Origin of the sequence: Rhodococcus sp. ARC_M12, assembly GCF_022810385.1 — a bacterium.
Taxonomy (GTDB): domain Bacteria; phylum Actinomycetota; class Actinomycetes; order Mycobacteriales; family Mycobacteriaceae; genus Rhodococcoides; species Rhodococcoides navarretei.
The window spans coordinates 73682-99919 of record NZ_JALGQI010000019.1; the positions used below are offsets into that span (position 1 = coordinate 73682).

General features: G+C 65.2%; 27 protein-coding genes and 1 pseudogene. 10 read left to right on the top strand and 18 right to left on the bottom strand.

Annotated elements, in window-relative coordinates; genetic code table 11:
* Positions 1-20: 20 nt before the first annotated feature.
* Positions 21-1283 (top strand): alpha-hydroxy acid oxidase, encoded by a 1263-nt coding sequence (locus tag MTX35_RS21920; protein WP_243597000.1) that lies wholly within the window; start codon positions 21-23, stop codon positions 1281-1283.
* Between the two features lie 248 nt (positions 1284-1531).
* Here MTX35_RS21920 and MTX35_RS21925 read toward each other — a convergent pair whose 3' ends face one another.
* The 7 genes from MTX35_RS21925 to ssd all read right to left on the bottom strand — a co-directional run bounded on the left by MTX35_RS21925 (position 1532) and on the right by ssd (position 6170).
* Positions 1532-1897, bottom strand: coding sequence for an Rv3654c family TadE-like protein (locus MTX35_RS21925; protein WP_308198160.1), 366 nt, complete (start codon positions 1895-1897; stop codon positions 1532-1534).
* Entirely contained in the window at positions 1894-2205 is a 312-nt protein-coding gene (locus tag MTX35_RS21930) for a TadE family type IV pilus minor pilin (protein ID WP_243597001.1), read from the bottom strand. The genes MTX35_RS21925 and MTX35_RS21930 overlap by 4 nt, the downstream gene beginning before the upstream one ends.
* Positions 2206-2261: 56 nt before the next feature.
* Entirely contained in the window at positions 2262-2465 is a 204-nt protein-coding gene (locus MTX35_RS21935; RefSeq protein WP_032395244.1) for a DUF4244 domain-containing protein, read from the bottom strand.
* A 63-nt stretch (positions 2466-2528) separates the two neighbouring features.
* Complete coding sequence (locus tag MTX35_RS21940) at positions 2529-3101, bottom strand: type II secretion system F family protein (RefSeq protein WP_243597002.1); 573 nt, start codon at positions 3099-3101, stop codon at positions 2529-2531.
* Positions 3098-3877 carry a type II secretion system F family protein gene (locus tag MTX35_RS21945; RefSeq protein ID WP_243597003.1) on the bottom strand — a complete coding sequence of 260 codons (780 nt, stop codon included), beginning with the start codon at positions 3875-3877 and terminating at the stop codon, positions 3098-3100. Before MTX35_RS21945 ends, MTX35_RS21940 begins: the two co-directional genes overlap by 4 nt.
* Positions 3874-5058 carry a TadA family conjugal transfer-associated ATPase gene (locus MTX35_RS21950; protein ID WP_243597004.1) on the bottom strand — a complete coding sequence of 395 codons (1185 nt, stop codon included), beginning with the start codon at positions 5056-5058 and terminating at the stop codon, positions 3874-3876. Before MTX35_RS21950 ends, MTX35_RS21945 begins: the two co-directional genes overlap by 4 nt.
* Positions 5055-6170: a septum site-determining protein Ssd gene (gene ssd, locus MTX35_RS21955; RefSeq protein ID WP_243597005.1), complete on the bottom strand. Its 1116-nt coding sequence runs from the start codon at positions 6168-6170 to the stop codon at positions 5055-5057. The genes MTX35_RS21950 and ssd overlap by 4 nt, the downstream gene beginning before the upstream one ends.
* A gap of 335 nt (positions 6171-6505) precedes the next feature.
* Here ssd and MTX35_RS21960 point away from each other — a divergent pair, with 335 nt between their 5' ends.
* Complete coding sequence (locus MTX35_RS21960) at positions 6506-7351, top strand: HAD family phosphatase (protein WP_243597006.1); 846 nt, start codon at positions 6506-6508, stop codon at positions 7349-7351.
* A 361-nt stretch (positions 7352-7712) separates the two neighbouring features.
* On the opposite strand, the gene MTX35_RS21965 is transcribed toward MTX35_RS21960, so the two are convergent.
* The 5 genes from MTX35_RS21965 to MTX35_RS21985 all read right to left on the bottom strand — a co-directional run bounded on the left by MTX35_RS21965 (position 7713) and on the right by MTX35_RS21985 (position 13790).
* Positions 7713-8459, bottom strand: a complete 747-nt coding sequence (locus tag MTX35_RS21965; protein ID WP_243597007.1) for an oxidoreductase — start codon at positions 8457-8459, stop codon at positions 7713-7715.
* Between the two features lie 31 nt (positions 8460-8490).
* Positions 8491-10164, bottom strand: a complete 1674-nt coding sequence (locus MTX35_RS21970) for an ABC transporter ATP-binding protein (RefSeq protein WP_243597008.1) — start codon at positions 10162-10164, stop codon at positions 8491-8493.
* 1 nt (position 10165) lies between these two features.
* The gene (locus tag MTX35_RS21975; protein ID WP_243597009.1) at positions 10166-11104 is read right to left on the bottom strand and encodes an ABC transporter permease; all 939 of its coding nucleotides are present in this window, start codon (positions 11102-11104) and stop codon (positions 10166-10168) included.
* Entirely contained in the window at positions 11097-12020 is a 924-nt protein-coding gene (locus MTX35_RS21980) for an ABC transporter permease (RefSeq protein WP_094638620.1), read from the bottom strand. Before MTX35_RS21980 ends, MTX35_RS21975 begins: the two co-directional genes overlap by 8 nt.
* A 147-nt stretch (positions 12021-12167) precedes the next feature.
* Entirely contained in the window at positions 12168-13790 is a 1623-nt protein-coding gene (locus MTX35_RS21985; RefSeq protein ID WP_243597010.1) for an ABC transporter substrate-binding protein, read from the bottom strand.
* Between the two features lie 444 nt (positions 13791-14234).
* On the opposite strand from MTX35_RS21985, the gene acs reads away from it, so the two are divergent.
* A complete protein-coding gene (gene acs, locus MTX35_RS21990) occupies positions 14235-16178 on the top strand; it encodes an acetate--CoA ligase (RefSeq protein ID WP_243597011.1) in 1944 nt (647 codons plus the stop codon).
* Positions 16179-16247: 69 nt separating this feature from the next.
* Here acs and MTX35_RS21995 read toward each other — a convergent pair whose 3' ends face one another.
* Positions 16248-17618, bottom strand: coding sequence for an MFS transporter (locus MTX35_RS21995; protein ID WP_243597012.1), 1371 nt, complete (start codon positions 17616-17618; stop codon positions 16248-16250).
* A 248-nt stretch (positions 17619-17866) separates the two neighbouring features.
* On the opposite strand from MTX35_RS21995, the gene MTX35_RS22000 reads away from it, so the two are divergent.
* Positions 17867-18361 carry a phage holin family protein gene (locus tag MTX35_RS22000; RefSeq protein WP_243597013.1) on the top strand — a complete coding sequence of 165 codons (495 nt, stop codon included), beginning with the start codon at positions 17867-17869 and terminating at the stop codon, positions 18359-18361.
* A 21-nt stretch (positions 18362-18382) separates the two neighbouring features.
* Positions 18383-19315 (top strand): alpha/beta fold hydrolase, encoded by a 933-nt coding sequence (locus MTX35_RS22005; RefSeq protein ID WP_243597014.1) that lies wholly within the window; start codon positions 18383-18385, stop codon positions 19313-19315.
* Here MTX35_RS22005 and marP read toward each other — a convergent pair.
* The 4 genes from marP to nth are packed head-to-tail and all read right to left on the bottom strand — an operon-like array spanning position 19312 to position 22557.
* Positions 19312-20502 (bottom strand): acid resistance serine protease MarP, encoded by a 1191-nt coding sequence (marP, locus tag MTX35_RS22010; protein ID WP_243597015.1) that lies wholly within the window; start codon positions 20500-20502, stop codon positions 19312-19314. The genes MTX35_RS22005 and marP overlap by 4 nt on opposite strands.
* The gene (locus MTX35_RS22015; RefSeq protein WP_243597046.1) at positions 20499-21185 is read right to left on the bottom strand and encodes a CoA pyrophosphatase; all 687 of its coding nucleotides are present in this window, start codon (positions 21183-21185) and stop codon (positions 20499-20501) included. Before MTX35_RS22015 ends, marP begins: the two co-directional genes overlap by 4 nt.
* A gap of 23 nt (positions 21186-21208) precedes the next feature.
* Positions 21209-21820, bottom strand: coding sequence for a TlpA disulfide reductase family protein (locus MTX35_RS22020; protein ID WP_243597047.1), 612 nt, complete (start codon positions 21818-21820; stop codon positions 21209-21211).
* A 50-nt stretch (positions 21821-21870) separates the two neighbouring features.
* The gene (nth, locus tag MTX35_RS22025; RefSeq protein ID WP_243597048.1) at positions 21871-22557 is read right to left on the bottom strand and encodes an endonuclease III; all 687 of its coding nucleotides are present in this window, start codon (positions 22555-22557) and stop codon (positions 21871-21873) included.
* Between the two features lie 173 nt (positions 22558-22730).
* On the opposite strand from nth, the gene MTX35_RS22030 reads away from it, so the two are divergent.
* Together MTX35_RS22030 and MTX35_RS22035 are read left to right on the top strand one after the other, a co-directional pair.
* Positions 22731-23000, top strand: coding sequence for a hypothetical protein (locus MTX35_RS22030; protein WP_121872047.1), 270 nt, complete (start codon positions 22731-22733; stop codon positions 22998-23000).
* Positions 23001-23267: 267 nt separating this feature from the next.
* A complete protein-coding gene (locus MTX35_RS22035) occupies positions 23268-23942 on the top strand; it encodes a Crp/Fnr family transcriptional regulator (protein ID WP_027494494.1) in 675 nt (224 codons plus the stop codon).
* On the opposite strand, the gene MTX35_RS22040 is transcribed toward MTX35_RS22035, so the two are convergent.
* Positions 23939-24730, bottom strand: a complete 792-nt coding sequence (locus tag MTX35_RS22040; RefSeq protein ID WP_243597016.1) for an MBL fold metallo-hydrolase — start codon at positions 24728-24730, stop codon at positions 23939-23941. The genes MTX35_RS22035 and MTX35_RS22040 overlap by 4 nt on opposite strands.
* Positions 24731-24788: 58 nt before the next feature.
* On the opposite strand from MTX35_RS22040, the gene MTX35_RS22045 reads away from it, so the two are divergent.
* From MTX35_RS22045 to MTX35_RS22055, 3 genes and pseudogenes are all read left to right on the top strand, one after another.
* The gene (locus tag MTX35_RS22045) at positions 24789-25640 is read left to right on the top strand and encodes a Gfo/Idh/MocA family protein (protein WP_243597017.1); all 852 of its coding nucleotides are present in this window, start codon (positions 24789-24791) and stop codon (positions 25638-25640) included.
* Between the two features lie 97 nt (positions 25641-25737).
* Positions 25738-26031, top strand: coding sequence for a hypothetical protein (locus MTX35_RS22050; RefSeq protein WP_243597018.1), 294 nt, complete (start codon positions 25738-25740; stop codon positions 26029-26031).
* Positions 26028-26228: pseudogene (locus MTX35_RS22055) on the top strand (alcohol dehydrogenase catalytic domain-containing protein); the annotation flags it as partial. The gene MTX35_RS22050 and the pseudogene MTX35_RS22055, both read left to right, overlap by 4 nt.
* Between the last annotated feature and the right edge of the window lie 10 nt (positions 26229-26238).

Sequence of the window (26238 nt, forward strand, 5' to 3'; positions counted from 1 at the left end):
CACAGAATCGAGACCATGACATGCCCATCACCCGGCAGATGCCCAAAGCTACCGACCTGCGCGAGGTCCTCTCGTTCAAGAAGCCCGATCTGAATCTGCGTCGGCGACGCCTCAACGCCGCACTCACCATCGACGATCTCCGCACCATCGCCCGTCGACGCACCCCGCGCGCGGCATTCGACTACACCGACGGTGCCGCCGACGCCGAGATCTCGCTGTCGCGGGCTCGACAGGCTTTCCGCGACGTGGAATTCCACCCCTCGATCCTGCGCGACGTCTCCCACGTTGACACCTCGACGACGGTGTTCGGCGGGCCCTCCGCGCTGCCGTTCGGCATCGCACCGACGGGGTTCACCCGCCTGATGCAGACCGAGGGTGAGTACGCCGGGTCTGCCGCAGCCGGAGCTGCTGGAATTCCGTTCTGCCTCTCGACCCTGGGCACCACGTCGATCGAGGACGTCAAGGCCACCAATCCGAACGGTCGCAACTGGTTCCAGCTCTACGTCATGCGAGACCGCGACATCTCGTTCGGGTTGGTCGAACGCGCCGCGAAAGCAGGCTTCGACACCCTCCTGTTCACGGTCGACACACCGGTTGCAGGCTCGCGTCTGCGCGACAAGCGCAACGGCTTCTCCATCCCTCCGCAGTTGACCGCGTCGACGATCGCCAACGCCATTCCGCGCCCCTGGTGGTGGTGGGACTTCCTCACCACGGCCAAACTCGAATTCGCATCGCTGTCGTCCACCGGAGGCACGGTCGGAGAACTACTCAACTCGGCGATGGACCCGTCCATCTCGTTCGAGGATCTCGACGTGATCCGGGAGATCTGGCCCGGCAAGCTGGTCGTCAAAGGTGTTCAGTCAGTGGCAGATTCGGCACGTCTCGCCGAACTCGGAGTCGACGGCATTATCCTGTCGAACCACGGAGGCCGACAACTCGATCGCGCTCCGGTCCCGTTCCATCTGCTGCCTCAGGTGGTGAGCGAAGTCGGCTCCGATTTCGAGGTAGCCATCGACACCGGCATCATGCACGGTGCCGATATCGTCGCCTCCATCGCGATGGGTGCATCGTTCACGCTCGTCGGCCGGGCGTATCTGTACGGCCTGATGGCCGGAGGGCGCGCCGGCGTCGACCGGATGATCGAGATACTGCGCGAGGAAATCGTGCGCACCATGCAACTGCTGCAGGTCAATTCACTTGCGGAACTGACCCCGGAGCACGTCACACAACTCACCCGATTCGCTCCCCTGCAATCAGGTGCGCGCACGTTCACGTCGAGCTGACCACTGCGGACGGATTGCCGCGACCCGTCGACGCCGTGGCGACATCTCGGCCACGGGCTGAGGTCCTCGGTCCTGGGGGCCGAAGCTTGGGTTCGAGGCTGGGGTTCGAGGCTTGGGTTCGAGGCAAACGCGCGCGCATTCGCTGAACGCACGCGAAATCGTCGGCCAGACGGGACGATTCCACGCGCACCTGGCAAACGCGCGCGCGTTTGCGATTCTGGCGGGCGGGCCGGCGGACGGGCTGTCCCTCACCCCGGCCCCGCCCGCGCCGAGGCGATCGCGTCGGACATCCCGAAGCGTCCGAGGAACACCGGCTGGCCGACCGTCACGATCACATCCCACTCGTCGATCGTGCACTCCCGCAGTTCTGTGCCCATTCGCCCCGCCAACCCCCGCGCCGTCTCACACGCATCGGACGCCCCGCGATCGAGAGCCCCTGCCCCGGCCAGGGCCGCGAGATCGGCCGCCGACTGCGCCTGATGACGAGCACCCAACGCCGAGCCGACGTGAATCACCATCACCACCAACGCAATCAACGCCGACATCGCCAGCGCCGCCAACACCGTCGCGCCGCCCTCGTCGTCCTGCAGCGCCCTCTGGAATGCGAGCCTCACTCCGCTGCAACCGGTTCCGCAGCCGCAACCGCCTCCGCAGACAACGTCAATCCCGGCAGCGGACTCGCCACCTCCACCCGCGCGACGAAGAACTCCCCATCCTCGGTCACCGTGACCCGAGCGCCCTCCGGCGCAACCCTCTCCCCCATCAACACAGCCTGGGCCGTATCACCCCTGGCCGCCAATCGAGCTGCCTCCCTGGCTGCATCGACGCACCCGATGTGCATCGTCACCGACACGATCGCCCCGATACACACCACGATCACCGCGACGATGGACGCGATCGCGAACGCCGCCTCCACCGTCACGGCACCATCGTCTGATCCTCGTCCGCAAGCGAACGAGAGTCCGTCACCGCCCAAGCTCAGACGGCAGTGTTCAGCGCTCGATCGATGATCCCCGTCAGTGCCGTCACGATGCTGTTGCCGGTCACCACCGTGTACAGCACCGCCCCGAATGCCGCAGCCGCGATGGTGCCGATCGCGTACTCCGCGGTCGACATGCCGTCGTCCTCCACGCCGAACAGCATGATCCGAGTCTTCAACTCCTGCAATGCGTTCTCGATCATCTCGATTCCCCTCCCTGTTCTCCGATGCGGCATCTCCGCACCGGACATGTGTGTGCGCGGCGGTCACAGCAGACCGCCGCCCAATACGTTGCCCGCCAGTCCGACCACCACGGGGATGATGCCGAGACAGATGAAGGCGGGCAGAAAGCACAGCCCCAACGGCCCGCTGATCAGCACACCCGCACGCTCGGCCGCGGCTGCCGACGCATCCTCGGCCCGCGTCCGTTGTGTCGCAGCAAGTTCCGTCATCGCCGACGCCATGGACGACCCGGCCCGGGCAGATCGCCGTGCCATCCTGGCCAGAGCCTCGGTCTCCGGATCCTGCGCGACGCTGTCCCAGGCGGTCTGCGCATCGGCACCGAGTTCGAGCAGATCGGCTGCCTTGCGCAGCGCGACACCGAACGACGCAGGTGCGGACTGCGCCGCTGCCGCAGCGGCGGTCGATATCGGTAAGCCTGACCGCAGACATGCGGCGAGCAGATCGAAGGTCGTGGCCACCGCGAGCGGATCGGGTATCGGCGCATCGACGGCGTCGGTATCGAGGCTGCTCTCGGGTGCCAGCCTGCGCAACCCGCCCGCGACCGAGGGCAGCATGATCAACGCCGTTGCCAGACAGAGCATCGTCGCCCACATCACGTCGTGACCTTGCCGGTGATCGCATCCGTCCACAGCAGTCCCGCGCAGCCCAGCGCCGTGCCGATGAGCAGCAGCATCCCTCCGAGCCCACCGCCGAGCAGAATCTGCAGCGGATTCGCACCCATCAACTGCCCGAGTGCAACGCCGAGGATCGGAAGACCAGCCAGCACCAACGCAGTAGCCCGTGCACCGGCGAGCGAGGCATCGGTTCGTTCACGAAATCGTCTGCGTCCCAGCATGTCCTCGCGGACCGCATCGAGCAGCTCGGCAAGTGCAAGTCCGTGCTCATCGGCCACCCGCCACGCAGCCGCCAATCGGTTCAGCTCCGGGTCCAGCAGCGGATCGGAGGACGCGATGCCGTCGGCCGGTCGGCCACCGAGCCTCGATCGCGAGGCCGCACCGCGCAGTGCTGCCGACGCGATACCGCCGCATTCATCCGCCGCAACCGCGCTGGCCGTGGCCGGATGGGACCCGACGCGGAGCTCGCCGATGACCACCTCGACCCCGGTTGCGAGCCAGTTCAATTCGTCGGCGCGCCGGTCGCGTTCGAGTCGCCGACGATAGCGCCGCCAACCGGTACTACCCGCCACCGCTGCCGCGCTCACGGCCCAGATTCCGCCGAACAACCACACCGTCACGGCCGCAACCACAGCGCAGCACACCGGCACAATCCATCGCGGCACGATGGGCGCCGTTCGTACCGCACGAGGCAACTCACGGAAACCGTTCGGCCACAGGCTCACTGCAGCAGCGAGGACCAGCAGCGCGGCCGTCATCGGGAATCTCCGCATCGACGGTCGAGCAGTTCGAGGAGCTGAGCCTCGCCCGGCGTCGCATCGGCATCCGCTGACCAGGCCGCCGCGATGTGGACGCGCCCGGTGGGATCGACGTCTACCACTCCGATCTCACGTAGTCGTCGAGTACCGTCGGCGCTGCGATGGACATGCAACACCACCTGAACCGCCGCGGCGAGTTGACTGTGCAGCGCATCTCGCCCCATTCCACCCAGTGCTGCAAGGGCTTCGAGTCGAGCGGGTACCTCGGCAGGCGAGTTCGCGTGAATGGTGCCGGCTCCGCCGTCGTGACCTGTGTTGAGAGCCGTCATCAAGTCGATGACCTCCGCCCCGCGCACCTCACCGACGACGAGTCGATCGGGTCGCATTCGCAACGCCTGACGCACCAGCTGCCGCACCGATACTTCGCCCACACCTTCGACATTGGGCGCTCGCGCAACCAGACGAACCACGTGAGGATGGGCAGGTGCCAACTCTGCCGCGTCCTCGACGCAGACAATTCGCTCGGCTGGATCCACCTCACCCAGAAGTGCGGCCAAGAGGGTAGTTTTTCCCGCGCCGGTGCCTCCGACAACGAGAAATGCCAGGCGGCCCAACACGATTCGACGCAACAGCTCGTACCCGTCTTCTGTGACGGCGCCCGATGCGCGCAGCGCTGCAAGCCCCTGAGTCGCCGGTCTCAGCACCCGAAGAGACACACACGTGCCCCCGCTCGCCACCGGGGCCAGGACAGCGTGCAGGCGAACGCCGAACGCTCCCTGCCCCACTCCCGGCAGTCGACCGTCGACCCAGGGCTGCGCATCGTCCAGTCGACGGCCGGCCGAGAGCGCGAGCCGTTGCGCCAGGCGACGCACTGCCGCCTCGTCGACGAAGCGAACCTCGGTGCGCTCGAGACCGCGGCCACGGTCGATCCACACCTGATCCGGGGCGGTGACCAGTACATCGGTCACTCCCGGCTCGGACAGCAGTGGCTCCAACGGGCCCGCTCCGGTCAGCTCCGTCTGCAGAACACGCAGGGCCGCAAGCATATCGGTGTCTCCGAGCACCCCACCCGCTTCCGCACGAATGGCCGCGGCGACGGTAGCAGGGACCGGGGCAACGGCCGAAGCCGCCAAGCGATCACGGACGCGGTCCAGCAGCTCCGCAGTGACGACGGCACTCATGCTGCCCACCCCTGGCCACCGGGCTTGTGCGCGAACGTATCGAGCACCTCGTTCGCAGCAGCGGCTAATCGCGAACGCCGACCGAGCATCAGGCCCCCTCGTTCCAGACGCTCGGCCAACCCGGGCTCGGCGCGCATCGACGCCAACAACGGCAGTTCGAGGGCCACCGCGATGTCGTCCGCTCGAAGCCCGCCCGGCGCAGGCCCCCGCACGACGAGGCCGACGTTGGCATTTCGATCCGCCACATACGCGGCCACCGCCTCGGCGGAGGTCACAGCACGGAGCTCTGCCGGAAGCATCAGCGCGACGAGGTCCGCCGCGTCGTACACAGCGTCGGAGACGTCGCTGGGATGGCGCGGGGCGTCGCACACCACCAGGTCGCCTGCTGCGCGTCCAGCGTCGAGCACAGCTGTCACAGCGACGGCAGTCAGCCCGACGCTGCGGTTCTCGGATCTGCCCAGCGCCAACACCGACAGCCCGTCCCGCGAGGGCAATGCACCGTGCAAGGCGTCAGCGGATACTCGACCACCTTCGACGACCAACCCGGACCAACGGAGACCGGGCGTGTTCTCCCAGCCGAGCACCAGATCGAGCCCGCTGCCGTACCGGTCGCCCTCGACGAGCAGCGCGCGGCGGCTCGCGCGACTACCGCAGAGCCCGAGTACAGCTGCGAACGTCGATGCACCCGCACCACCTCGCGCGCCGACCACGGCGATGACTCCGCCGTCTCCTGTCGGTGCCGACGCCGGCTCGCCCAGTATGCGTACCAACACATCCTCGTCCGCGGGCAGCGAGATCACATGTTCGGCACCGAGCGCGGTGGCAGTTCGCCAGTCGTCGAGTGACGGCGTCGAAGCAGTCACGAGAACGACGCCCGCGCGTCGCGAATATCCGGCCGACAAAGCGGTCTCGGCGGACGCAAAATCGATCAGAACAGTCCCGGCGCGATCCCAGATCGACCGCGTCGAGCTGATACCGACCAGTAAGTTCTGCTCTTCCACAACACAATCCGCGGCCGCAGCGATTCGATACACGTCCTCGCGGAGGCCGCGGAGTTCGATCGACATCGTCACGGCCGGGTGTGCGCTTCGTTGCCGGGAGTCCGTTTCCATGGCACCAAGCCTGCGTGAGAATGTGCTCGAGATGCGCGCGACTTGGGAAAATGTGGATAGATTCGGGCCTGTGGATGAATATCGGTACTGCTGTACCAAATTTCGGCCTACCCCGGAAAAGAGGACGACCCTCGCCAGGGGGGGAGGAGGCGAGGGTCGTCTGGTTCAGCCCCGGGGGGTCGGGCTGAACACCGCCCGGAATGAACCGGGCTCGTAGAAAATACTACACCCGTGGACGTCCTTGTTTGCAAGTTCAACCGTCGGTTTTTCTCGGCCGTGTCGAGCCGAGTCCGCCAGTGTCACCGCACGACATCCACCGGTCACCACCGGCCACTATGGTGACAAACGTGACCCAAAGCGCGAGTAACGACGACGCCCCGGCCGGCCGACGCCCAGTGCGCGTCGCGGCTTTCTTCGACCTCGACAAAACGATCATCGCGAAGTCCAGCACGCTGGCATTCAGCAAGCCGTTCTTCGACCAAGGACTCATCAATCGACGCGCGGTCCTCAAGAGCAGCTACGCACAGTTCCTGTTCCTGCTCTCCGGTGCCGATCACGATCAGATGGAACGCATGCGCGCCCACATCGCGAGCATGACCGCCGGGTGGGATGTCGAACAGGTGCGAGCCGTCGTCGCCGAAACGCTGCACAACATCGTCGACCCCCTCGTGTTCGCAGAAGCCGCCGACCTCATCGCCGATCACAAGCTCCGAGGACACGACGTCGTGATCGTCTCGGCGTCCGGCGACGAGATCGTCCACCCCATTGCCGAAATGCTGGGTGCCGACCACAGTATGGCCACGACGATGGTGACCGTGGACGGCAAGTACATCGGCGAGGTCGACTTCTACTGCTACGGCGCGGGAAAAGTCGACGCCATGAACTCCCTGGCCGCACAACATGATTACGATCTGACGTCGAGCTACGCCTACTCCGATTCGATCACCGACGTTCCGATGCTGCGCGCCGTCGGACACCCGACGGCCGTCAACCCCGATCGTGCGCTGCGCAAGGAGGCCGCCTCCAACGGATGGCCGATCCTCACCTTCTCGAACCCGGTCTCGCTGCGATCACGGATTCAGACCCCATCCGGAAAAACCGTAGCGGTCAGTGCCGCAGCAAGTTTCAGTGCACTGGCCGCCGGTCTGGTCACCTACGGACTACTCCGTAGAAAACGATGAGGCTCAACCCCTTGATGTGAGGCGCGTCACGGGGTACAAATGACGTACGGAAGAACGGAAGGCCAAGATCGAATCGGAAGAGAAGATTCGCTCTCCCGACCGCCCTTCCCAGCACGGACACCAGGCACCCACGCGGAGCGGCCACCTAATGGCAGAAGCGCTGTGGGCCTGCGAGATTCGTCGACGATCAGCAAGAACCCTGCACCGGTTGCAGGGATGACCTCATCACCGTCGAACCTTCGCCGAGGCCACGTGGTTTTCCACCACAGCCCACCTGAGCACGCTTGGTAACCAGGCGCTCCGTGCTAACGGGCGGCGACGTCGACGCAAGTCGACATCGCCGCCCTTTTACGTGCGTGGGCTATACCGCAGCTTCGGCAATCGAAGTCGCTTCTGCTGCACCGGCTTCGAATGCTCCGCAGCACAGGATCACCCAACTCCCGACGCCGGTGGCGGTGCCCTCGGCGAATCCCGTCGCGCCGTCTCGGTAGGCATTTGCCCGACGCATCCAGCTCACTTCCGGCACCCCGAGGTTGTGGGGGTCGAATCCCGACGACGCCGCGACCAGTCTCGATGCAGCGCGCGCAACGACGCCGTCGGCGGATCCGAAAGCTTTGAGCGTCAACAATTCACCGTGCACCACGGCTGCAATCACCGGGGCAGGCGCAGAGGTTCCACCGGTCACCAGCTGAGCGAGCAGGTCGAGTCGCTCGCCGACACCGGCGTCACCCCGGGGACGACCGAGCTCGGACGCGTCGTCGACGAGGTCGGCTGCTGCCAACAGGTGGAGTCGTGCGAGGGTCTGCAACGGTGCGCGCTTCCACGTCGAGAGCGTGTTCTGCAGCGCATCACCGTCGAGAGCGGCCGCGACCCGCAACGCACCGGCGAGAATGGGGTCACCTTCCTCGCCCTCGCGGGGAAAGTCCATCGAACCGCCCTCGAGCGTCGACGACGAACGAGCTGCCCGAACAGCGGCCTCGGCCGCGGTCGCCGGCCAGCCGCGGCGGTTGGCCTTGTGCCGATGCACCGCGCCGAGGGCGTCGCGAGCACGTTCGGCGGAGTCGAGAACTCCGGGCAGTTGCAGCAGCGGGGCGAGGGGGTCCGTCACGACAGACGACGGTACCCCCTCCCCTTACCCCCTACTTCGCCCCTGCCGCCAACAGCTCGGCGCGGGCTTGACGACGCTTGGCCTGTTCGGCCGGGTCGGGCACCGGGACGGCCGCGAGCAACCGCTTGGTGTACTCGTTGGTCGGGCGACGCAGAATCTGATCCGTCGTACCGAACTCCGCCAACTTGCCCTTGTTCAACACCGCGATGCGCTTTGCCAGCACCTCCACGACAGCGAGGTCGTGGCTGATGAACAAGCACGCGAATCCGTACTCCCGCTGCAGTTCCTTGAACAGCTCGAGTACCTTGGCCTGGACCGACACGTCGAGTGCTGACGTGGGTTCGTCGGCCACCAGCAGCGTCGGCTCCAGGGCGAGCGCACGGGCGATACCGACGCGCTGACGCTGCCCACCCGACAGCTGGTGGGGGTATCGGTTGCGCATGGTCCGCGACAGGTGAACCCGGTCGAGCAGTTCCTCGACCTTGCGATTTCGGTCTGCCGCACTGTGCTCGGTGTGCAACAGCATCGGCTCGGCAATCGACTGTCCGATCGGCCAGCGCGGGTTCAGCGACGAACCCGGATCCTGGAACACGATGCCGACCTTGCTCCGCACCGAACGCAGTTCACGATTCGACAGGTTTGTGATGTCGACCCCCGCGATCGACAACGAGCCGCCGGTGAGCTTGTTCAGTCCCACCACGGCCTTGCCGATCGTGGACTTACCCGAGCCGGATTCGCCGACGAGACCGACGACCTCACCCATCTCGATATCGAGGCTGACCCCGTCGACGGCCCGGAACACGGTGCGACCCGGGTACTCGATGACACCGTCCACGATGCTCAGTGCCCGGGTGTCCTCGACGGCACTGGGCTCGGCGATCTTCCCGGCTGCCACGGCCTCGATGCTGCTGCCCAGGTGCGGAACCGAGGCGAGCAACTGCTGCGTGTACGGATGCGACGCATTCTTGAATATGGTTTGCGCAGCGTCCGTTTCGACGATGACGCCGTCCTTCATCACCGCGATGCGGTCGGCCATGTCTGCCACCACACCCATGTCGTGGGTGATCAGCACGATCGACGCGTCGATGCGGTTACGCAGATCGCGCATCAGGTCGAGAATCTCGGCCTGCACCGTCACGTCGAGGGCGGTGGTCGGCTCGTCCGCGATCAGCAGAGACGGGTCCGAGGACAGAGCCTGAGCGATCATGGCGCGCTGACGCTGACCACCGGAGAGCTGGTGCGGGTAGAAGTTGACCCGCGTCTCCGGATCCGGCATCTCGACGAGCTTCAGGAGCTCGACGGCCCGCGCCTTCGCTTCCTTCTTCGACAGCGAGGTGTGGGCACGGATGGCTTCGGTGATCTGCCAGCCGATCGAATAGACCGGGTTGAGAGCCGTCATCGGCTCCTGGAAGATGACCGCCACATTCTTGCCGCGAATGGGTGCAAGCTGCTTCTCGGGTAGCCCGACCAGCTCTTTCTCGCCGAGCTTGATGCTGCCCGACACCCGCGAATTATCGGCCAGCAGGCCCGGGACGGCCATCGCCGTCGTCGACTTACCGGATCCGGATTCGCCGACGATGGCCAGCACCTCGCCGGAAGCGACCGAGAACGAGACGGTGTCGACGGCCTTGCGCCAGACCTTCTCGACCTCGAACTCGACCGTCAGATCGGTGACGGTCAGGACCGTGTCCTTCTGGATGCCCATGTCAGTTCCGTTTCGGATCGAGTGCGTCACGGAGTGCGTCACCGAGCATGATGAACGCGAGCACCGTGACGGAGAGGAACGCGGCCGGGAACAGCACCAGGTGCGGTGCCGTCAGGAACCTGGCCTGGCCGAGGTTGATCTGTAGGCCCCAGGAGATCTCGGGCGCCTGCAATCCGATTCCGAGGAACGTCAATGTCGCCTCGGCCGCGATGAACGTACCCACCGAGATGGTGGCGTAGATGATCACCGGAGCCAGCGCGTTGGGAAGGATGTGTCGCACCAGAATGCGGTAGGTCGACGCTCCCAATGCCTGTGCCGCCTGGACGTATTCACTGTTCTTGATCGAGATCACCGACGATCGCACCAGGCGCATCGCCGTCATCCAACCGAAGGCCACCAGGGCCAACGACACGGTGAAGATGGTGCGCTGGGCGGTGACGGTGAGCAGGATCAGGGCACCGAGCAACAGCGGAATCCCGAAGAACACGTCGGTGAAGCGTGCCAGGATGCTGTCGATCGCACCGCCGAAGTAGCCGGCGAGAGCACCGATCAGAACGCCGATGATCAGCACGCCGATCACCGAGAGCACACCGATGGACAGCGAGATCCGCGCACCGTAGATGACGTTGGCGTAGTAGTCGCAGCCCTGGATGTCGGTGCCGAACCAGTGTGCTGCACTGGGTTTCTGACCGGAATTCGACAGCGAACACACTCGCGGGTCGATGCCGCGGGCGAACAGCTGCGGGAACACCGCCATCACCAACAGCACCAGCAGCAGGAACGTGCCGATGATGAAGAACGGGCTCTTACGCAAGAACTTCCACGCGTTGCCCCACAGGCTGGCCTGACCGACCAACTCGACGGCCTCGCCGGTGACGACGTTACCGGGCTGGCCCTCGTCTGCGGCGTGCTGAGCTGCGCTCGAATCTTCTTTATTCATAGCGAATCCTTGGATCGAGTACCGCGTAGAGAACGTCCACCACGAGGTTGAAGAAGATGTAGAAGAACACGAAGAGCGTCACGATGCCGACGACGACGGCACCTTCCTGGCGGGCCAGGCCGTCGTAGATCGCGCGGCCGAGACCGGGCAGGTTGAACACCGTCTCGGTCACGATGGCGCCTCCGAGCAGGCCACCGACATCGGCGCCGATGAAGGTGACAACGGGAATCAGCGAGTTGCGCAACGCATGTCGCACGATGATGCGCCTATTGCTGATTCCCTTCGACTTCGCGGTGCGGATGTAGTCCGCAGCCATCGATTCGGCCACCGAGGTGCGCGTCAGACGAGCCACGTAGGCCATCGACAGCGATGCGAGCACCAATCCGGGAAGCAGGTAACTCGACCAGCCGTCGTTGATGCCGGAGATCGGGAAGAGCCCCAACTTGAGACCGAGGGTGAACTGGGCGATGAAGCCGAGAACGAACACCGGCACCGACACCAGCAGCGTCGTCGAGATGAGCACCAGGTTGTCGAAGAAGGATCCGCGCTTGAGGGCGGCGAGCACGCCTGCGGCGATACCCATGATGGTCTCGATGACGACGGCCACGATGGTCAATCGGACCGTGACCGGAAGTGCCCGCTCGATGGTGTCGAGGACGGGGCGTCCGGAGAAGTCGGTTCCGAAGTCGCCCTGAAAGAAGCCGGCGATGTATTTGAAGTATTGGACGAACAGGTTGTCGTCGAGGTTGAACTCATCTCGCAGCTGGGCGACGACGCCGGGGGCGAGGGGACGATCTCCGGCAAGGGCGCGGATGGGATCACCCGGCAGCGCGTAGACCATCGCGAAGATCAAGAACGAGGAGCCGATCAGGACGGGAATCGTCAGCAGTAATCGGCGAGTGATGTAGCGACCCACTGTGTGTCTTCTCCTTGAACAAGGGACGAACCTGCGCCTCGGGTCTTGCCGGCGCAGGTCGGTGTGGGACGGCTACGCCCCACGGTTGAACGAGACCCGGTGGGTGACAACCGATCACACTCGGCTGCCACCCACCTGGGTGCGTCGTCAGCTGACTACGACGTCCTCGAGGATGATGTTGCCTCGGTTGTCGATCTTGACGTCGGAGACGCGGTCGGACCACACGGCCTGGTTCAGGCCGTAGAACAGCGGGGTCGCGGGCATCTGATCGATCAGGATGTCCTCGGCCTTCTGGTAATCCGTTGTTGCAGCGTCGATGTCCTCTGCGTTGTTGCCCTCGGCCAACGCGGCGTCGAATGCCGGGTCGTTGAAGAAGACGTAGTTGCTACCGGCCGGCGGGGTTGCGGCTGCCGAGTACAACGGGGACAGGAAGTTGTAGATCGACGGGTAGTCCATGATCCAACCCGAGCGGAACGGGCCGGTCATACCCTGGGCGTCCTGCAGCGGCAGGTACTGCGCGAACTGGAGATCGCCGCGCAGTGCGTAGTTCACGCCCAGGTTGTCACGCAACTGGTTGCCCACCGCAGTCATCCACGAATCGTGGCCTGCACCGGCGTTGAACCACAGGTCCACCGGCTGGCTGCGATCGAATCCGGCCTCGTCGAGCAGGCGGTTGGCCTCGTCCGCGTTGAGCTCGCAGTTGGCACCGCAGGCGTCCTCGCGGTAGCCGTCGACGACGGGAGAGGCGAAAGATCCTGCCGGAGTGCGGGTATCGGTGAAGATCGCGGTCGCGATGGCCTGGCGATCGATGGCCATCGAGAACGCCTTGCGCACGTTCGGATCCTGGAAGCGCGGATCGTAGGTGGGGAAGCCGAGCGAGGTGATGTCGGGGCGAGCACGCTCACCGTAACGGTCACCGAACGTATCGCGGGCAGTGGCCCACGCGTCCTCGGGGAGGTCGAGCATGACGTCGAGTCCGCCACCCTGAACGTCGTTGTAGCCGGTGCTCACCTCGGTGTAGACCTTGAAGTTGACGCCTGCGGACTGTGCCGCATTGTCGCCTGCGTAGTCGTCGTACTTGGTGACGGTGAATCCCTGTCCGGGAACGAAGTCCTCGTCGGCCTTGAACGGGCCGTTACCGATCGGGCGAGCGCCGTAGGCGTCGGGGTCGGCATAGAACGCCTCGGGCAGCGGGTCGAATGCCGTGTATCCCAGCGTGAGCGGGAAGATCGCGAACGGTCCGGTGAGCTGGACGGTGAAGGTCGTGTCGTCGACGACGTTCAGGCCGCTCAGTTCGGTCGCGACGGGCTCGGTGGTGTCGCTGCCCTGCAGGTCTGCGTAGCCTTCGATGTTCTCGAAGAAGTAGGAGGCACCGAAAGCGTTGGTGCTCAACGCGTTGTAGCTCCAGGCTTTGGTGTAGGACTCGGCCGTGACGGGGGTGCCGTCGTGGAAGGTCCAACCGTCCTTGAGCTTGACGGTCCAGGTGGTGTTGTCCTCGGACTCGACGGACTCGGCAACGCCGTTGTACTCGACGCTGTTGTCCTCGTCGTTGAACGTGACCAGCGGAGTGAAGAGCGCCTCGAGAACCTGGCTGCCCTCGCTCTCGGTGGTGTTGCCGGGGATCAGCGGGTTCTCGGGCTCGCCGATGTAGATGCTGTAGATACCGTCGGCGCTACCGCCGGAGCCGGAGCCCCCGCCGCCACAGGCGGCGAGCAGGCTCGCACTCATCAGCACAGCCGTGGTGACTACCGCGGCACGTTTGATACGCAAGGAAATCCTCCATCCAGATGTGAACACGGGGTCGTCCGTGCTCAGTTCCTCGGGCGCGACGCCCGGGGTTTCGTGGGCGACCGCATGGCACGGCAGGTGGGCCGTTCCAACGATCTGATGGAATGGACTTTAGACACATCCTGAAACGAACATGTGAACTCCCCCAGTTTTTGCTGACCCGTGAGTAAGCCGGAAACATGATCGAAACGTTTCGGCAAGTCGATTTCTCACACTTCGGACATCCGCGTCGCCGGGGCGGCTCGCCGAGAACCACGATGACCGCCCATCGTGCAGAAACTACCGATCACCGCAGATCAGGGGGTTGCAGGCGATTGCAACGGTGCGATTGCGATCACATGTGACTACCCTCACAAGGGGCTCGAGACCGGCACGGAAGTGCAGTTTCATGAGCGAAATGCACCGGACGAAAGTGAGCTATTCGAGATGACGACCAGTACCTCCGGAACCGACGAGACCGCGGTTGCCTCCTACGCACCCTCGGCCGAGTTCTCGGCTCAGGCGAACGCCGGAGCCGAGCTCTACGCCGCCGCCGAAGAGGATCGACTCGGCTTCTGGGCCGAACAGGCTCGCCGACTCCACTGGCACACCCCGTTCACCGAGGTACTCGATTGGTCCGACGCCCCCGTGGCCAAGTGGTTCGCCGACGGCGAGCTCAACGTCGCCTACAACTGCGTCGACCGCCACGTCGTCGACGGCCACGGCGACCAGGTCGCCATTCACTGGGAGGGCGAGCCAGGCGACAGCCGAGACGTCACCTACGCCGCTCTGCTCGCCGACGTCAGCCAAGCCGCCAACACCCTGACCGAACTCGGCCTCGTCTCCGGCGACCGCGTCGCGATCTACATGCCCATGATCCCCGAGGCCATCGTCTCGATGCTCGCCTGCGCTCGCCTGGGCCTGACCCACTCGGTCGTCTTCGCCGGCTTCTCCGCCACGGCACTGCGCTCACGCATCGACGACGCCGAAGCCAAGCTCGTCATCACCACCGACGGTCAATGGCGACGCGGCAAGCCCGCCCCCATCAAGGACACCGTCGACGAAGCCGTCGACGGAGCAGCCTCGATCGAACACGTCCTCGTCGTCAAGCGCACCGACTCCGACGTCGCCTGGACCGAAGGACGCGACCTGTGGTGGCACGAGACCGTCGCGAAGGCATCGAAAGAGCATGAGGCGCAGCCGTTCCCGGCCGAGCACCCACTGTTCATCCTCTACACCTCCGGCACGACGGGTAAGCCCAAGGGCATCATCCACACCTCCGGCGGCTACCTGACCCAGACCTCGTACACCCACCACAACGTCTTCGACCACAAAGCAGGCACCGACGTCTACTGGTGCACCGCCGACATCGGCTGGGTCACCGGACACTCCTACATCGTCTACGGCCCACTCTCGAACCGCGCCACCCAGGTCGTGTACGAGGGCACACCCAATTCGCCCGACGAGCACCGGCATTGGAACGTCATCGAGAAGTACAAGGTCTCGATCTACTACACCTCCCCCACCCTCGTGCGCACGTTCATGAAGTGGGGCAAGGAGATTCCCGAGGCACACGATCTGTCCTCGATCCGCCTGCTCGGTTCCGTCGGTGAGCCGATCAACCCCGAGGCGTGGCGCTGGTTCCGCGACGTCGTCGGCGGCGGCACCGCCCCGATCGTCGACACCTGGTGGCAGACCGAGACCGGCGCGATCATGATCTCCCCGCTGCCCGGCGTCACCGCCACCAAGCCCGGCTCCGCGATGGCCCCGCTGCCCGGCATCTCCGCCAAGATCGTCGACGACGACGCCAAGCCACTCGGCAACGGCGGCAACGGATACCTCGTCCTCGACGAGCCGTGGCCGTCGATGCTGCGCGGCATCTGGGGCGACATGGAGCGGTACAAAGACACGTACTGGTCGCGCTACGCCGAAGAGGGCTGGTACTTCGCCGGCGACGGCGCCAAGTACGACGACGACGGCGCCCTGTGGGTCCTCGGCCGCGTCGACGACGTCATGAACGTCTCCGGCCACCGCATCTCCACCTCCGAGGTCGAATCGGCACTGGTCACCCACCACAGTGTCGCCGAAGCCGCAGTCGTCGGTGCCGCCGACGACACAACCGGACAGGGCATCGTCGCGTTCGTCATCCTTCGGGCCGGCGAGGAGAACACCGGCGACGCGTTGATCGCCGAACTCAAAGCCCAGGTCTCCAAGGAGATCTCACCGATCGCCCGACCACGCGAGATCTCCATCGTCCCCGAACTGCCCAAGACCCGATCGGGCAAGATCATGCGCCGCCTGCTGCGCGACGTGGCCGAAGGCCGCGAACTCGGTGACGTTTCCACCCTCGTCGACCCGAAGGTATTCGAGGCGATCAAGAAGGGCCGGTAAGCGCTTCGCGCATGTGCACGGAACTTCGTAGTGGGCTACGAAGTTCCGTGCACATGCGGCGCAGCCGCTCTACACGCTGTCGAGCGACTGATCCCGTGTTTCCTTCATGATGATCAACGAGATCAGGGTCAATGCCGCAGCGATGGCGAGGTAGACGCCCACCCAGCCGACGCCGTAGCTGCTCACCAGCCAGGTCGCGATGAACGGTGCCACTGCGGCACCGAGGATCGACGCGGTGTTGTACGAGATTCCCGAGCCGGTGTAGCGCACGTTCGTCGGAAACAGTTCCGGCAGAACGGCACTCATCGGGCCGAAGGTCAGGCCCATCAGTCCGAGGCCGACGCACATGAACACCAGCATCTTGCCGGCCGACGCAGAGGACGGGTCGGCGAACCAGTGGAACGACAGACCGAACAGCACGATCGCCGACGTGATGACGATGAGCGTGGGACGACGGCCGTACTTGTCCGCCAGCAGCCCGGCCACCGGAATCAACGCCGCGAAGAACAGCACCGCGATGAGCTGAAGTTCCAGGAAGTCGGTGTACGGAATGGCCAGCTTCGGCCCGTTGACGTCGGAGACCTTGCCCGTTCCATAGCTGACCACCCACGTGGTCATGATGTAGAACAGCGTGTAGGTGGCGAGCATGACGAAAGTGCCGATGATCAGCTGACGCCAGCTGGTCTTGAACACCTGCGCCAGCGGGGTCTTGACCTTCTGTCCACGCTCGACGGCCAGCTTGAACACCGGCGTCTCCTCCAGCTTGAGCCGGACGTACAGGCCGATGATGACCATGATGGCGCTGAGCAAGAACGGGATTCGCCAGCCCCACGTGAGGAACGCGTGGTCGGTGCCCGAGTTGACGGAGTCGTAGCCCGTCGCGATGACGATGAGCAGGAAGATGCCGTTGGCGAAGAAGAACCCGATGGGTGCTCCCAGCTGCGGGTACATCGCCGCCCACGCTCGCTTGCCCGGCTTGGCGGTTTCGGTGGCCAGCAACGCTGCACCGCTCCACTCGCCGCCGAGACCGACGCCCTGGGTGAAGCGCATGATCGCCAGCAGAGCCGGAGCCCACAGCCCTACCGCGGCGTACGTCGGCAACAGTCCGATCGCGAACGTTGCGACACCCATCGTGAGCAGGGAGCCGACGAGCGTTGCCTTGCGTCCGATGCGATCGCCGAAGTGGCCGAACAGAATCGACCCGACGGGCCGCGCGATGAATGCCAAACCGAAGGTGGCGAACGACGCCAGCAGCGCGGTGGTGTCGTTGCCCGCGGGGAAGAACAGACGCGGGAAGACGAGCACTGCGGCGGTGGCGTAGATGTAGAAGTCGAAGAACTCGATGGACGTGCCGACCATCGAGGCGATCACGATGCGTGACCGCGGCACCTGAGGTGCGGGAATTGCACCGTCGGCGGCGACGGTGTGTGCTGAACTCACGAATGCTCCTGAAGGGGGAAGTTCCCTGAAAATTACCTGATGAACACCTGAGAATTTCACGCGACCGGTCGGTTCGTTGCCGATTCGTGCAACATTCTCGTGTTTGCCCGCGCGGACGCGGAGGTACGCGTCCAAACAAGGGCGAGCGTCGCCCGCACTCCGCGGAACAGTTAACCTGCTACCCAGGCACTACTGTCGATACGATCTTCCGCACAACACCGAGCAGAGCAATTACAAGGGGTCGAGAGTTGAGCGTCAGCAATGACAAGGGATACGGCAACGGCGTCCCGAATACGATTTCGTCGATACCTCTGACCGATGTCGATGCCCGCACCCCTGGTAGCGCCAGCATCGGAAACCTGGTCAAGGACGCAACCACTCAGGTCTCGACGCTCGTGCGCGCCGAAGTCGCCCTCGCCAAGGCCGAGGTCACCGGTGAGGTCAAGAAGGGTCTGCAGGGCAGCGTCTTCTTCATCATCGCGCTGACGGTGTTGCTGTTCAGCTCGTTCTTCTTCTTCTTCTTCGCCGCCGAGCTGCTCGACGTGTGGCTGTACCGCTGGGCCGCGTTCCTCATCGTGTTCGCATTCATGGTGTTGGCTGCGGCTCTGTTCGGATTCCTGGGGTACCGCAGGGTGAAGAAGCTCCGCAAGCCCGAGAAGACCATCGACTCGCTCAAGCAGGCGTCGACGGTACTGCCGAACCAGCACGATTCCATCCCCGGAGTTCCCGGCTACAAGAAGTAGTAGCCCGGCGAATCGAGCAGTATGAATCAGCCCGATCCGTCCACGGTCCGTTATCCGGGACAGTGGATCCATCGCGACATCCACGCCAACGGGATTCGGTTCCACGTCGTCGAGGTCGGCGAACACGCACCGGACGCACCGCTGGTGGTTCTGCTCCACGGCTTCGCCGACTTCTGGTACTCGTGGCGACATCAACTCGAGGCGCTCGCGCGATCAGGTGTTCGCGCCATCGCCGTCGACCTGCGCGGCTACGGTGACTCCGACAAGCCCCCACGCGGATACGACGGATGGACTCTTGCCGGCGACATCGTCGGACTCGTTCGCGCCCTTGGCTATCCGCACGCCACGTTCGTCGGCCACGCCGACGGCGGTCTCGTCTGCTGGGCCGGTGTTGCGCTCCACCCCCGCTCGGTGCGTTCGATGGTGCTGATCAACGCCCCGCATCCCATCTCTCTGCGACGAGCCGTGTTGAAGGATTCGGCGCAGCGCGCCGCACTGCTACCGCACTTCGTTCGCTACCAGGTTCCATTGCGCCCCGAGAGGCTGCTGACCCGGCGAGGCGGCATTGCGGTGCAGGAGCTGATGAGCAGCCGCGCCGGCACCGAGTGGCAGCGGACAGACGATTTCACCGACACCACGTCAAAGATGCGGTCGGCCATCCGGATTCCGGGTGCCGCGCACAGCGCACTCGAATATCAGCGGTGGGCGTTCCGCAGCCAGTTCCGTGCCGAGGGACGCCGGTTCATGGACGCCGTGGACGTACGCACTTCGATCCCCGTCGCGCAGATCAGCGGCGACCTCGACCCGTACGTCCTGCCGACCACCCTCGATCGCGACCGGCACTGGGCACCGGGGCTGACGCGTCGAACAGTGCGGGACGTGGGCCACTACGTGCACCAGGAAGCGCCCGACGTGGTGTCCGAGGAGATCCTGAGGGTCGTCCGCGAAAGCTAGACGATGCAGTCGCCCGTGGCGACGGGCACCGGCGACGCGAAGCTCTGCGCGAGTTCGTCCGCGATCTCCGTCGCGGTCAGCACGAATCCGGTGTCGGGGTCGTCGACGGCGGCACCGAACACCACTCCGAGTACCTCACCGGACGAGTTGACCAGTGGTCCACCTGAGTTGCCCTGCCGCACCGATCCGCGGACGGTGTACACCTCACGTTGGACGGTGCCCGCGCGGTAGATGTCCGGTCCGCTGAGGTTGATGATCTCGCGGATACGCGCCGGGCTCGCCGTGTACGGTCCGCCGCCGGGGTAGCCGAGCACGATGGCGTCGGTTCCGGACTCGGCCGGTATCGGCGCGAACGGCAACACCGGGGCCTGGAGCTGCGAAACCCGAAGCACCGCAATGTCTTCTTCGGGGTCGAACAGGACGACGTCGGCCGTCAGGGGCCCGTTCGGCGAATCGACGGTCACTTCGGAGGTACCTGCGACGACATGCGCGTTGGTCATCACCAGATCGGACCCGACGACGAATCCCGAGCCCTCCAGCGCCTTCTGGCAACTGGGCGCGATGCCGTTGATCTTGATGACGCTCGATTGCAGTTGCACAGGAATCGGCCCAGCGGCGATACCGGAATCGGGTGCGGCGACCTCGGCGACCGGGGTGCGACCGAACGGTCCGATGACGTCCGGGAGCCCGGAGGTGTCGAGCAGCGCCGAGAATTCCTCGGGTACCTGCCGCAGCCAATCGGGCGCCACTTCGTCGACCTGACCGAGCACCGTCGACCCTCGGACCGCGCTCGCGACCTCGGGCTGAGAGGACGACGTCAGCGGTATGGCGAGCAGCCACGCGGCGGCGAGGACCGCGACGGCCTGCAACCCGGCACCGATGGTGCTGTCGACGGATCGCGCTGCACGCGAATGAATTCCGCTGCGCAGTGCCCGTCCGAGGACCATGCCGGCAACTTCACCGACGATCACCAGCACCACGATCAGGGCGATACCGACGAACACTCGTGTTCGCGAACCGTCGACATGTTCGAGCACGTGCGGTGCCACCAGAATTCCGGCAACGGCACCGAGAACGACGCCGAGGAACGCCAGCGCCGACGCCACCGCCCCCTGCCGCCATCCCGACGTTGCCGCCAGCAGTGCGATGGCAAGCACCGCGATATCGACCCACCCTGAACCTGTCACCGATCGAGCCTCGCTCCTACCGCAGTCAAGCTGGCCTCCAGATCGCGTATGTCCCCCGTGTCCCACTCGGGCTCCCAGCCCGACACAGCCAGCAGACCCGCCAGGATACCGCCCGTGAAGCCCCACACCAGCATTCCCTGCACAGCGAACGCGGGACCCTGGTAGCCCGCGGGGTGTCGCACCTGAAATCGGTTGTTCGGATCGAGCAACTCGCGCAACGGAACTCGAACCACTCGCTCGGTCTCACCGGGATCGACGACGCGTACCGGGGTCGGCCGCTCCCAGTACGAGAGCACCGGAACCACGTCGAAGCGCGACGGCGGAACGTAGATTCCGGGCATCGTCGCCAGTGGCACGACGCCCGCCGGATCGAGTCCGGTTTCCTCCTGCGCCTCGCGCAGAGCGGTGCCGATCGGGCCGTCGTCACCCGGGTCGGTGGCCCCGCCGGGGAAGGCGATCTGCCCGCTGTGATCTCGCAGCGTCGACGCACGCTGAGTCAGCAGTACATCGGCATCGGCGGGCAGGCCGCCTGGTGCAGCGGGATCGGCGACGGCCGGGCCGCCGAACAGCACCAACACGGCCGCCGAACGGGTTCGATCGGCCGGCTGCGCCTGTCGTTGCAGCACGGGGTTGATGCCGGTGGTGTCGGTCAGCCCGCCCGCCTTGCCTGCGACGTCGAGCATGCGCCCGAGCCAGTCGGGTGCACTCACGAATCGATCCCGAGGTTCACCCGCACGGCCTCGGCGATGTCGTCGACGCTACGGAAAGGTTGTGGCAGCACCTTGGCGACAGTGCCATCTGCAGATATCAAAACGGAAACGGGCAGCACGTTCGGTGCTCCCACGGCGGCGACGACGCGGCCTGCGCCGTCCTGAACTCCGGGCAGAGTGATGCCGTAGTCGGTGAGCCGCGTCAGACCGTTGGCCTCGTTGGCGTCGTTGTGGACCGTCAAGACCTCGATCTTCTCGCCCACTCGTTCGGCGTATTGCTGCAGGTAGGGCAGCTCTTCGGCACACGGCCCGCACCAGTACGCCCAGATGTTGAGCAGGGCGGGTCGGCCGGCGAGCACCTGGCCGAGGTCGACGTACGAACCGTCGCCGATGCATTCGAGTGTGATGCCCGTCAGCGGGCCGGCTGACGTGCCCGACGGCGTCGGACATCCCGCGAGACCGGCGTCCTGCCTCAGTGGTGCGAGGGCCTCGGGCGTGTCGACTGCGCGACGTTCGTCCGTCCCCGGTGCTCGTTGCCCGAGGCCGGGAGAGTCCATGGGCTGCGCGGTGGGTGCGGCGTCGTTGCGAGGCCACAGCGCGTAGACCATCCCGACCACCAGGATCAGTGCGACCAGTGACCAACGCAGAGCAGACTTGTTCACGGCGCGATTCCGGCGAGGGCGAGGAGGTGATCGGTTTCCGGGCCCTTCACCAGCGCGGCCGCGGCGGCGGGGTCCGTCGGACCGGCCCCGAAGGAGGGGCAGTCCTTGGCGAGGACGCACACCCCACATGCGGGTCTACGAGCATGGCAGACGCGTCGGCCGTGAAAGATGACTCGATGCGAGAGCAGCGTCCACTCCTTGCGTTCGATCAGTGCGCCGACGGCGTGCTCGACCTTGACCGGGTCCTCCTCCTCGGTCCACTGCCAACGCCGGACGAGCCGTCCGAAGTGCGTGTCGACGGTGATTCCCGGAACATCGAAGGCATTACCGAGAACCACGTTGGCCGTCTTGCGGCCGATCCCGGGGAGCGTGACGAGGTCCTTCAACGTCGCGGGCACCTCACCGTCGTAGTTCTCCAGCAGCTTCTGCCCGAGTCCGATCAGCGAGTTCGCTTTGTTGCGGTAGAAGCCCGTGGTGCGGATGTACTCCTCGAGCTCCACTCGATCCGCCTCGGCGTAATCGCGGGCTGTGCGGTATTTCACGAACAGTGCGGGGGTGACCATGTTGACGCGCTTGTCGGTGCACTGCGCGGACAGGATGGTCGCAACGGCGAGTTCGAGGGGCGTGGTGAAGTCCAATTCGCAGTACACGTGCGGGAACGCAGTGTTCAGCGTCCGGTTCATCCGCCTGGCCCGGCGCACGAGCCCGAGGTGAGTCTCCTCGCGTTTGCGCACGTCGGGGCGTTTCGGAGCTGTCGAATCCACTCCCCAACTGTACGGACAAGAATGCGTAACGTTCCTCGCGGCAGCAGTGAGCTGTGTTTGTATCGAGACCTTTTCGGTGTTAACTGGCCGGTATGCAAGGACTCGCCGTGGTGCTCTTTCCGGTACTACTCATGCTCTTCGCACTAGCGATGGAACGCGTCGAGTTCCGGCTCAGCAAGCTCGGCGTCCGGGAGCAGGAAGTGCAGGAGTTCCTCGATCAGGCGAGCAAGTCCGAGGTCGCCACTCTGGCGAACGAGGGCTTCCCGCATGCACTGGCCCGATTCAACACCCGCAAGCGCCGCCAGACCCCGCCGCGGACCGTCGACACGCGCGACGGCATGGTCGACCAACGCGCCAGCTGAACGGACGTTTCGTCCCATTGGTCGTAATTTCGGTGAATTTCGGGTGAACGGGAACAGACGCCCGAGACCTCTGGCAACCTGTGGTGGCGTCGATCACTCGGTTTCCACCGACTCGAAGTAGACTCCCCTGAGGTAATTGTTGTGTTTGATCATCGGATCGACGTCGACGCCTGAACTGCACCGCAGTTCGGTGCATGGCACGAACTGTGAACAAACGCGTTCGGTGGTGCGGGTTGCCGCGTCACCGACATCCCAAAAGGAGCGCAAGTGGACGACGTCCTGGCACGGGCCGGCATCTTCCAAGGAGTCGAACCCTCTGCGGTTGCGGCACTGACGAAGCAGCTGCAGCCTGTCGATTTCCCCCGGGGACACGTGGTGTTCAACGAGGGTGAGCCCGGAGACCGGCTCTACATCATCGTTTCCGGCAAGATCAAGCTCGGGCGACGCTCCCCCGACGGCCGCGAGAACCTGCTGACGATCATGGGACCGTCGGACATGTTCGGCGAGCTCTCCATCTTCGACCCCGGTCCTCGCACATCCTCGGCCACCACGGTCACCGAGGTCCGCGCGGTCAGCATGGATCGCGCTGCACTCAAGGACTGGATCGACCAGCGACCCGAGATCGCCGAGCAGCTGCTGCGCGTCCTGGCTCGCCGGTTGCGTCGTACCAACAACAACTTGGCCGACCTCATCTTCACCGACGTCCCCGGACGCGTGGCGAAGGCGCTGTTGCAGCTCGCCCAGCGCTTCGGCACTCAGGAAGCGGGATCGCTGCGCGTCACCCACGACCTGACGCAGGAAGAGATCGCTCAGCTCGTCGGTGCCTCTCGGGAGACCGTCAACAAGGCACTGGCCGACTTCGCGCACCGCGGATGGCTGCGCCTCGAAGGCAAGTCCGTGCTGATCTCGGACTCCGAGCGTCTGGCACGCCGAGCTCGCTAGCTCTCGCGGAGGTAGGCCAGCTGCGTTTTGACCGACATCCGCGCAGCCGGCCACAACTTCTTGTCCACGTCCGCATAGACGTGCCGTACCACCTGCATCGGTTTCGCGTTCTCGCCGAGCTCGGCGAGCGCCGAACGAACCTGATCCAGCCGCTGCCGACGGTGGGCGCGATACGCTCGCGCCACCTCGGCGGTGTCCGGCAACTCCGGCCCGTGCCCGGGAAGAACGGTCTTCCCCGCTCCGGCTGCTTCGAGCCGGTCCAACGACTCCAGATAATCCGCGAGCGAGCCGTCCTTCGGATCGAGCACGGTTGTGCCGCGGCCGAGGACGGTATCTCCCGTCAGGATTGCGTCGTCGAGCACAAAACTCACCGAATCCGCGGTGTGACCGGGCGTGTGCAGCACCTCGATCCGAAGTCCTGCGGCCTCGATGATCTCGCCGTCGGCCAGGCTCACGCCGTCCCCGTGCAGAAACTTGTCTCCCAGTGCGCGCACCGGAGCCGCGGTCTTTCGGTGGAATCGCTTGAGCCCAGCGGTGTGGTCTGCGTGGCGATGGGTCACGAGCGTCAGAACCACCGCGCCCGACGCGGCGACGGCGTCCAGATGGGCCCGATCCTTCGGACCCGGATCGACAACGATGCACTCATCCGACCCCGGCGCTCGCAGAATCCAGGTGTTCGTTCCGTCGAGCGTCATCTTCCCCGGGTTGTCGGCGAGCAGAACCGACGCGGTGGGGGTCACCTGCCGAAGAAGTCCGTACGCGGGATGCTGGGGGTTCGAGACGGCCATTGAAATACTGTAGGTCGCCGACCCCGAGTGCTGTCCACGCGGACTACCGTCGACACTCATGAAGATCGGACTCGTCGGAGCGGGCCCCTGGGCTCGCAAGACTCAAGCCCCCTCGTTGCTCGCTCATCCTGCCGTCGACTTCGCCGGAGTGTGGGCCCGGCGGCCCGAGGCCGCCGCCGAGATGGGAGCACCGGTCTTCGAGTCGTTCGACGCCCTGCTGGGTGCGGTCGACACGGTCGCGTTCGCAGTGCCGCCCGCTGTACAGGCCGGGTACGCGCTGCGTGCAGTTCAGGCAGGCAAACATGTGTTGCTGGACAAGCCGATTGCGGCCACGGTGGCCGAGGCGGAGGAACTGGCGGCGGCCGTCACGGCAGCAGGCGTGCGGTCGATGGTGACCTTGACTCTCCGATTCGCCCCGGAGACAAGACAATTCCTCGACGCGGCGGCCGGACGCAGCTGGGCAGCAGGATCGGGAACCTGGTTCTCCGGGGCGATCCTCGGCGGGGCGTACGCCAATTCGCAGTGGCGGCACGACGACGGGGCGATCCTCGACATCGGGCCCCACGTGTTCGATCTACTCGACGCTGCACTGGGAACCATTGCGCGCGTTGCCTACTCGCACCGCGAGGTGGCGTCGGACAGTTGGACGGTGGCGCTCGAACACGAAGGTGGGGCCCGCAGCACAGTGCAGTTGTCACTGCGGACGCCGATCATGCCGTCCCTCATGCGCATCGAACTGAGCGGTACCGACGGCGTCGAGACCCTCACCGACCGATCCACCTCGTCGACCGACTGCTTCGCCGTGTTGTTGGACGAATTCCTCGAATCGGTCGACAAGGGTGTCGACCACGCCTGCTCGGTGCACCGAGGCCTGCACCTGCAAAGATTCATTGCCGCCGCAGCAACCTGACTAATCGGGCAGTGGAGTTCATCACAGGGTCACAGCGGCTCCACTCGCGGCGGATACGCTGCCCACGAAGCCGGGGGCTTTGTGCACGCTCTGAGGGGTGGCCACGATGTCGGCAGGCGAACAAGCGATCTCCGGCCGAGTCTTGGTCGGATCGCACCTATCGAGCCTCATCCCGGAAATCGTCGATGCCTATTCCATCGCTCTGGAAGACGCCGATGCACGGCAAGCCTGGACAGACGACGATATGAAAGCGCTACGAAATGCGCGGGGGCTTGCAGAACGACTGTCCGAGGTGCTCGTGCCACGGGCCGTCGAGGGAAGCAAACCCACGCCGACCCTCGATACGCAAGCGATGCAGGGAAATTCGACAGCGGAGGAACTACTGCGATGAAGGCCATCTCACAGACCACATTCGGCGATCCGTCGGTCCTGCAGATCGTCGAGATCGACGCTCCGGTTCCCATTCCCACCGAGGTACTCATCAGAGTGGCCGCGGTGGGACTCAATCCGGTCGAGACAGCGATTCGCAGTGGCGGGTTCGCGTTGCTGGGTGAACCTCCCTTCGTCCTGGGTTGGGATGTCTCCGGCGTCGTCGAAT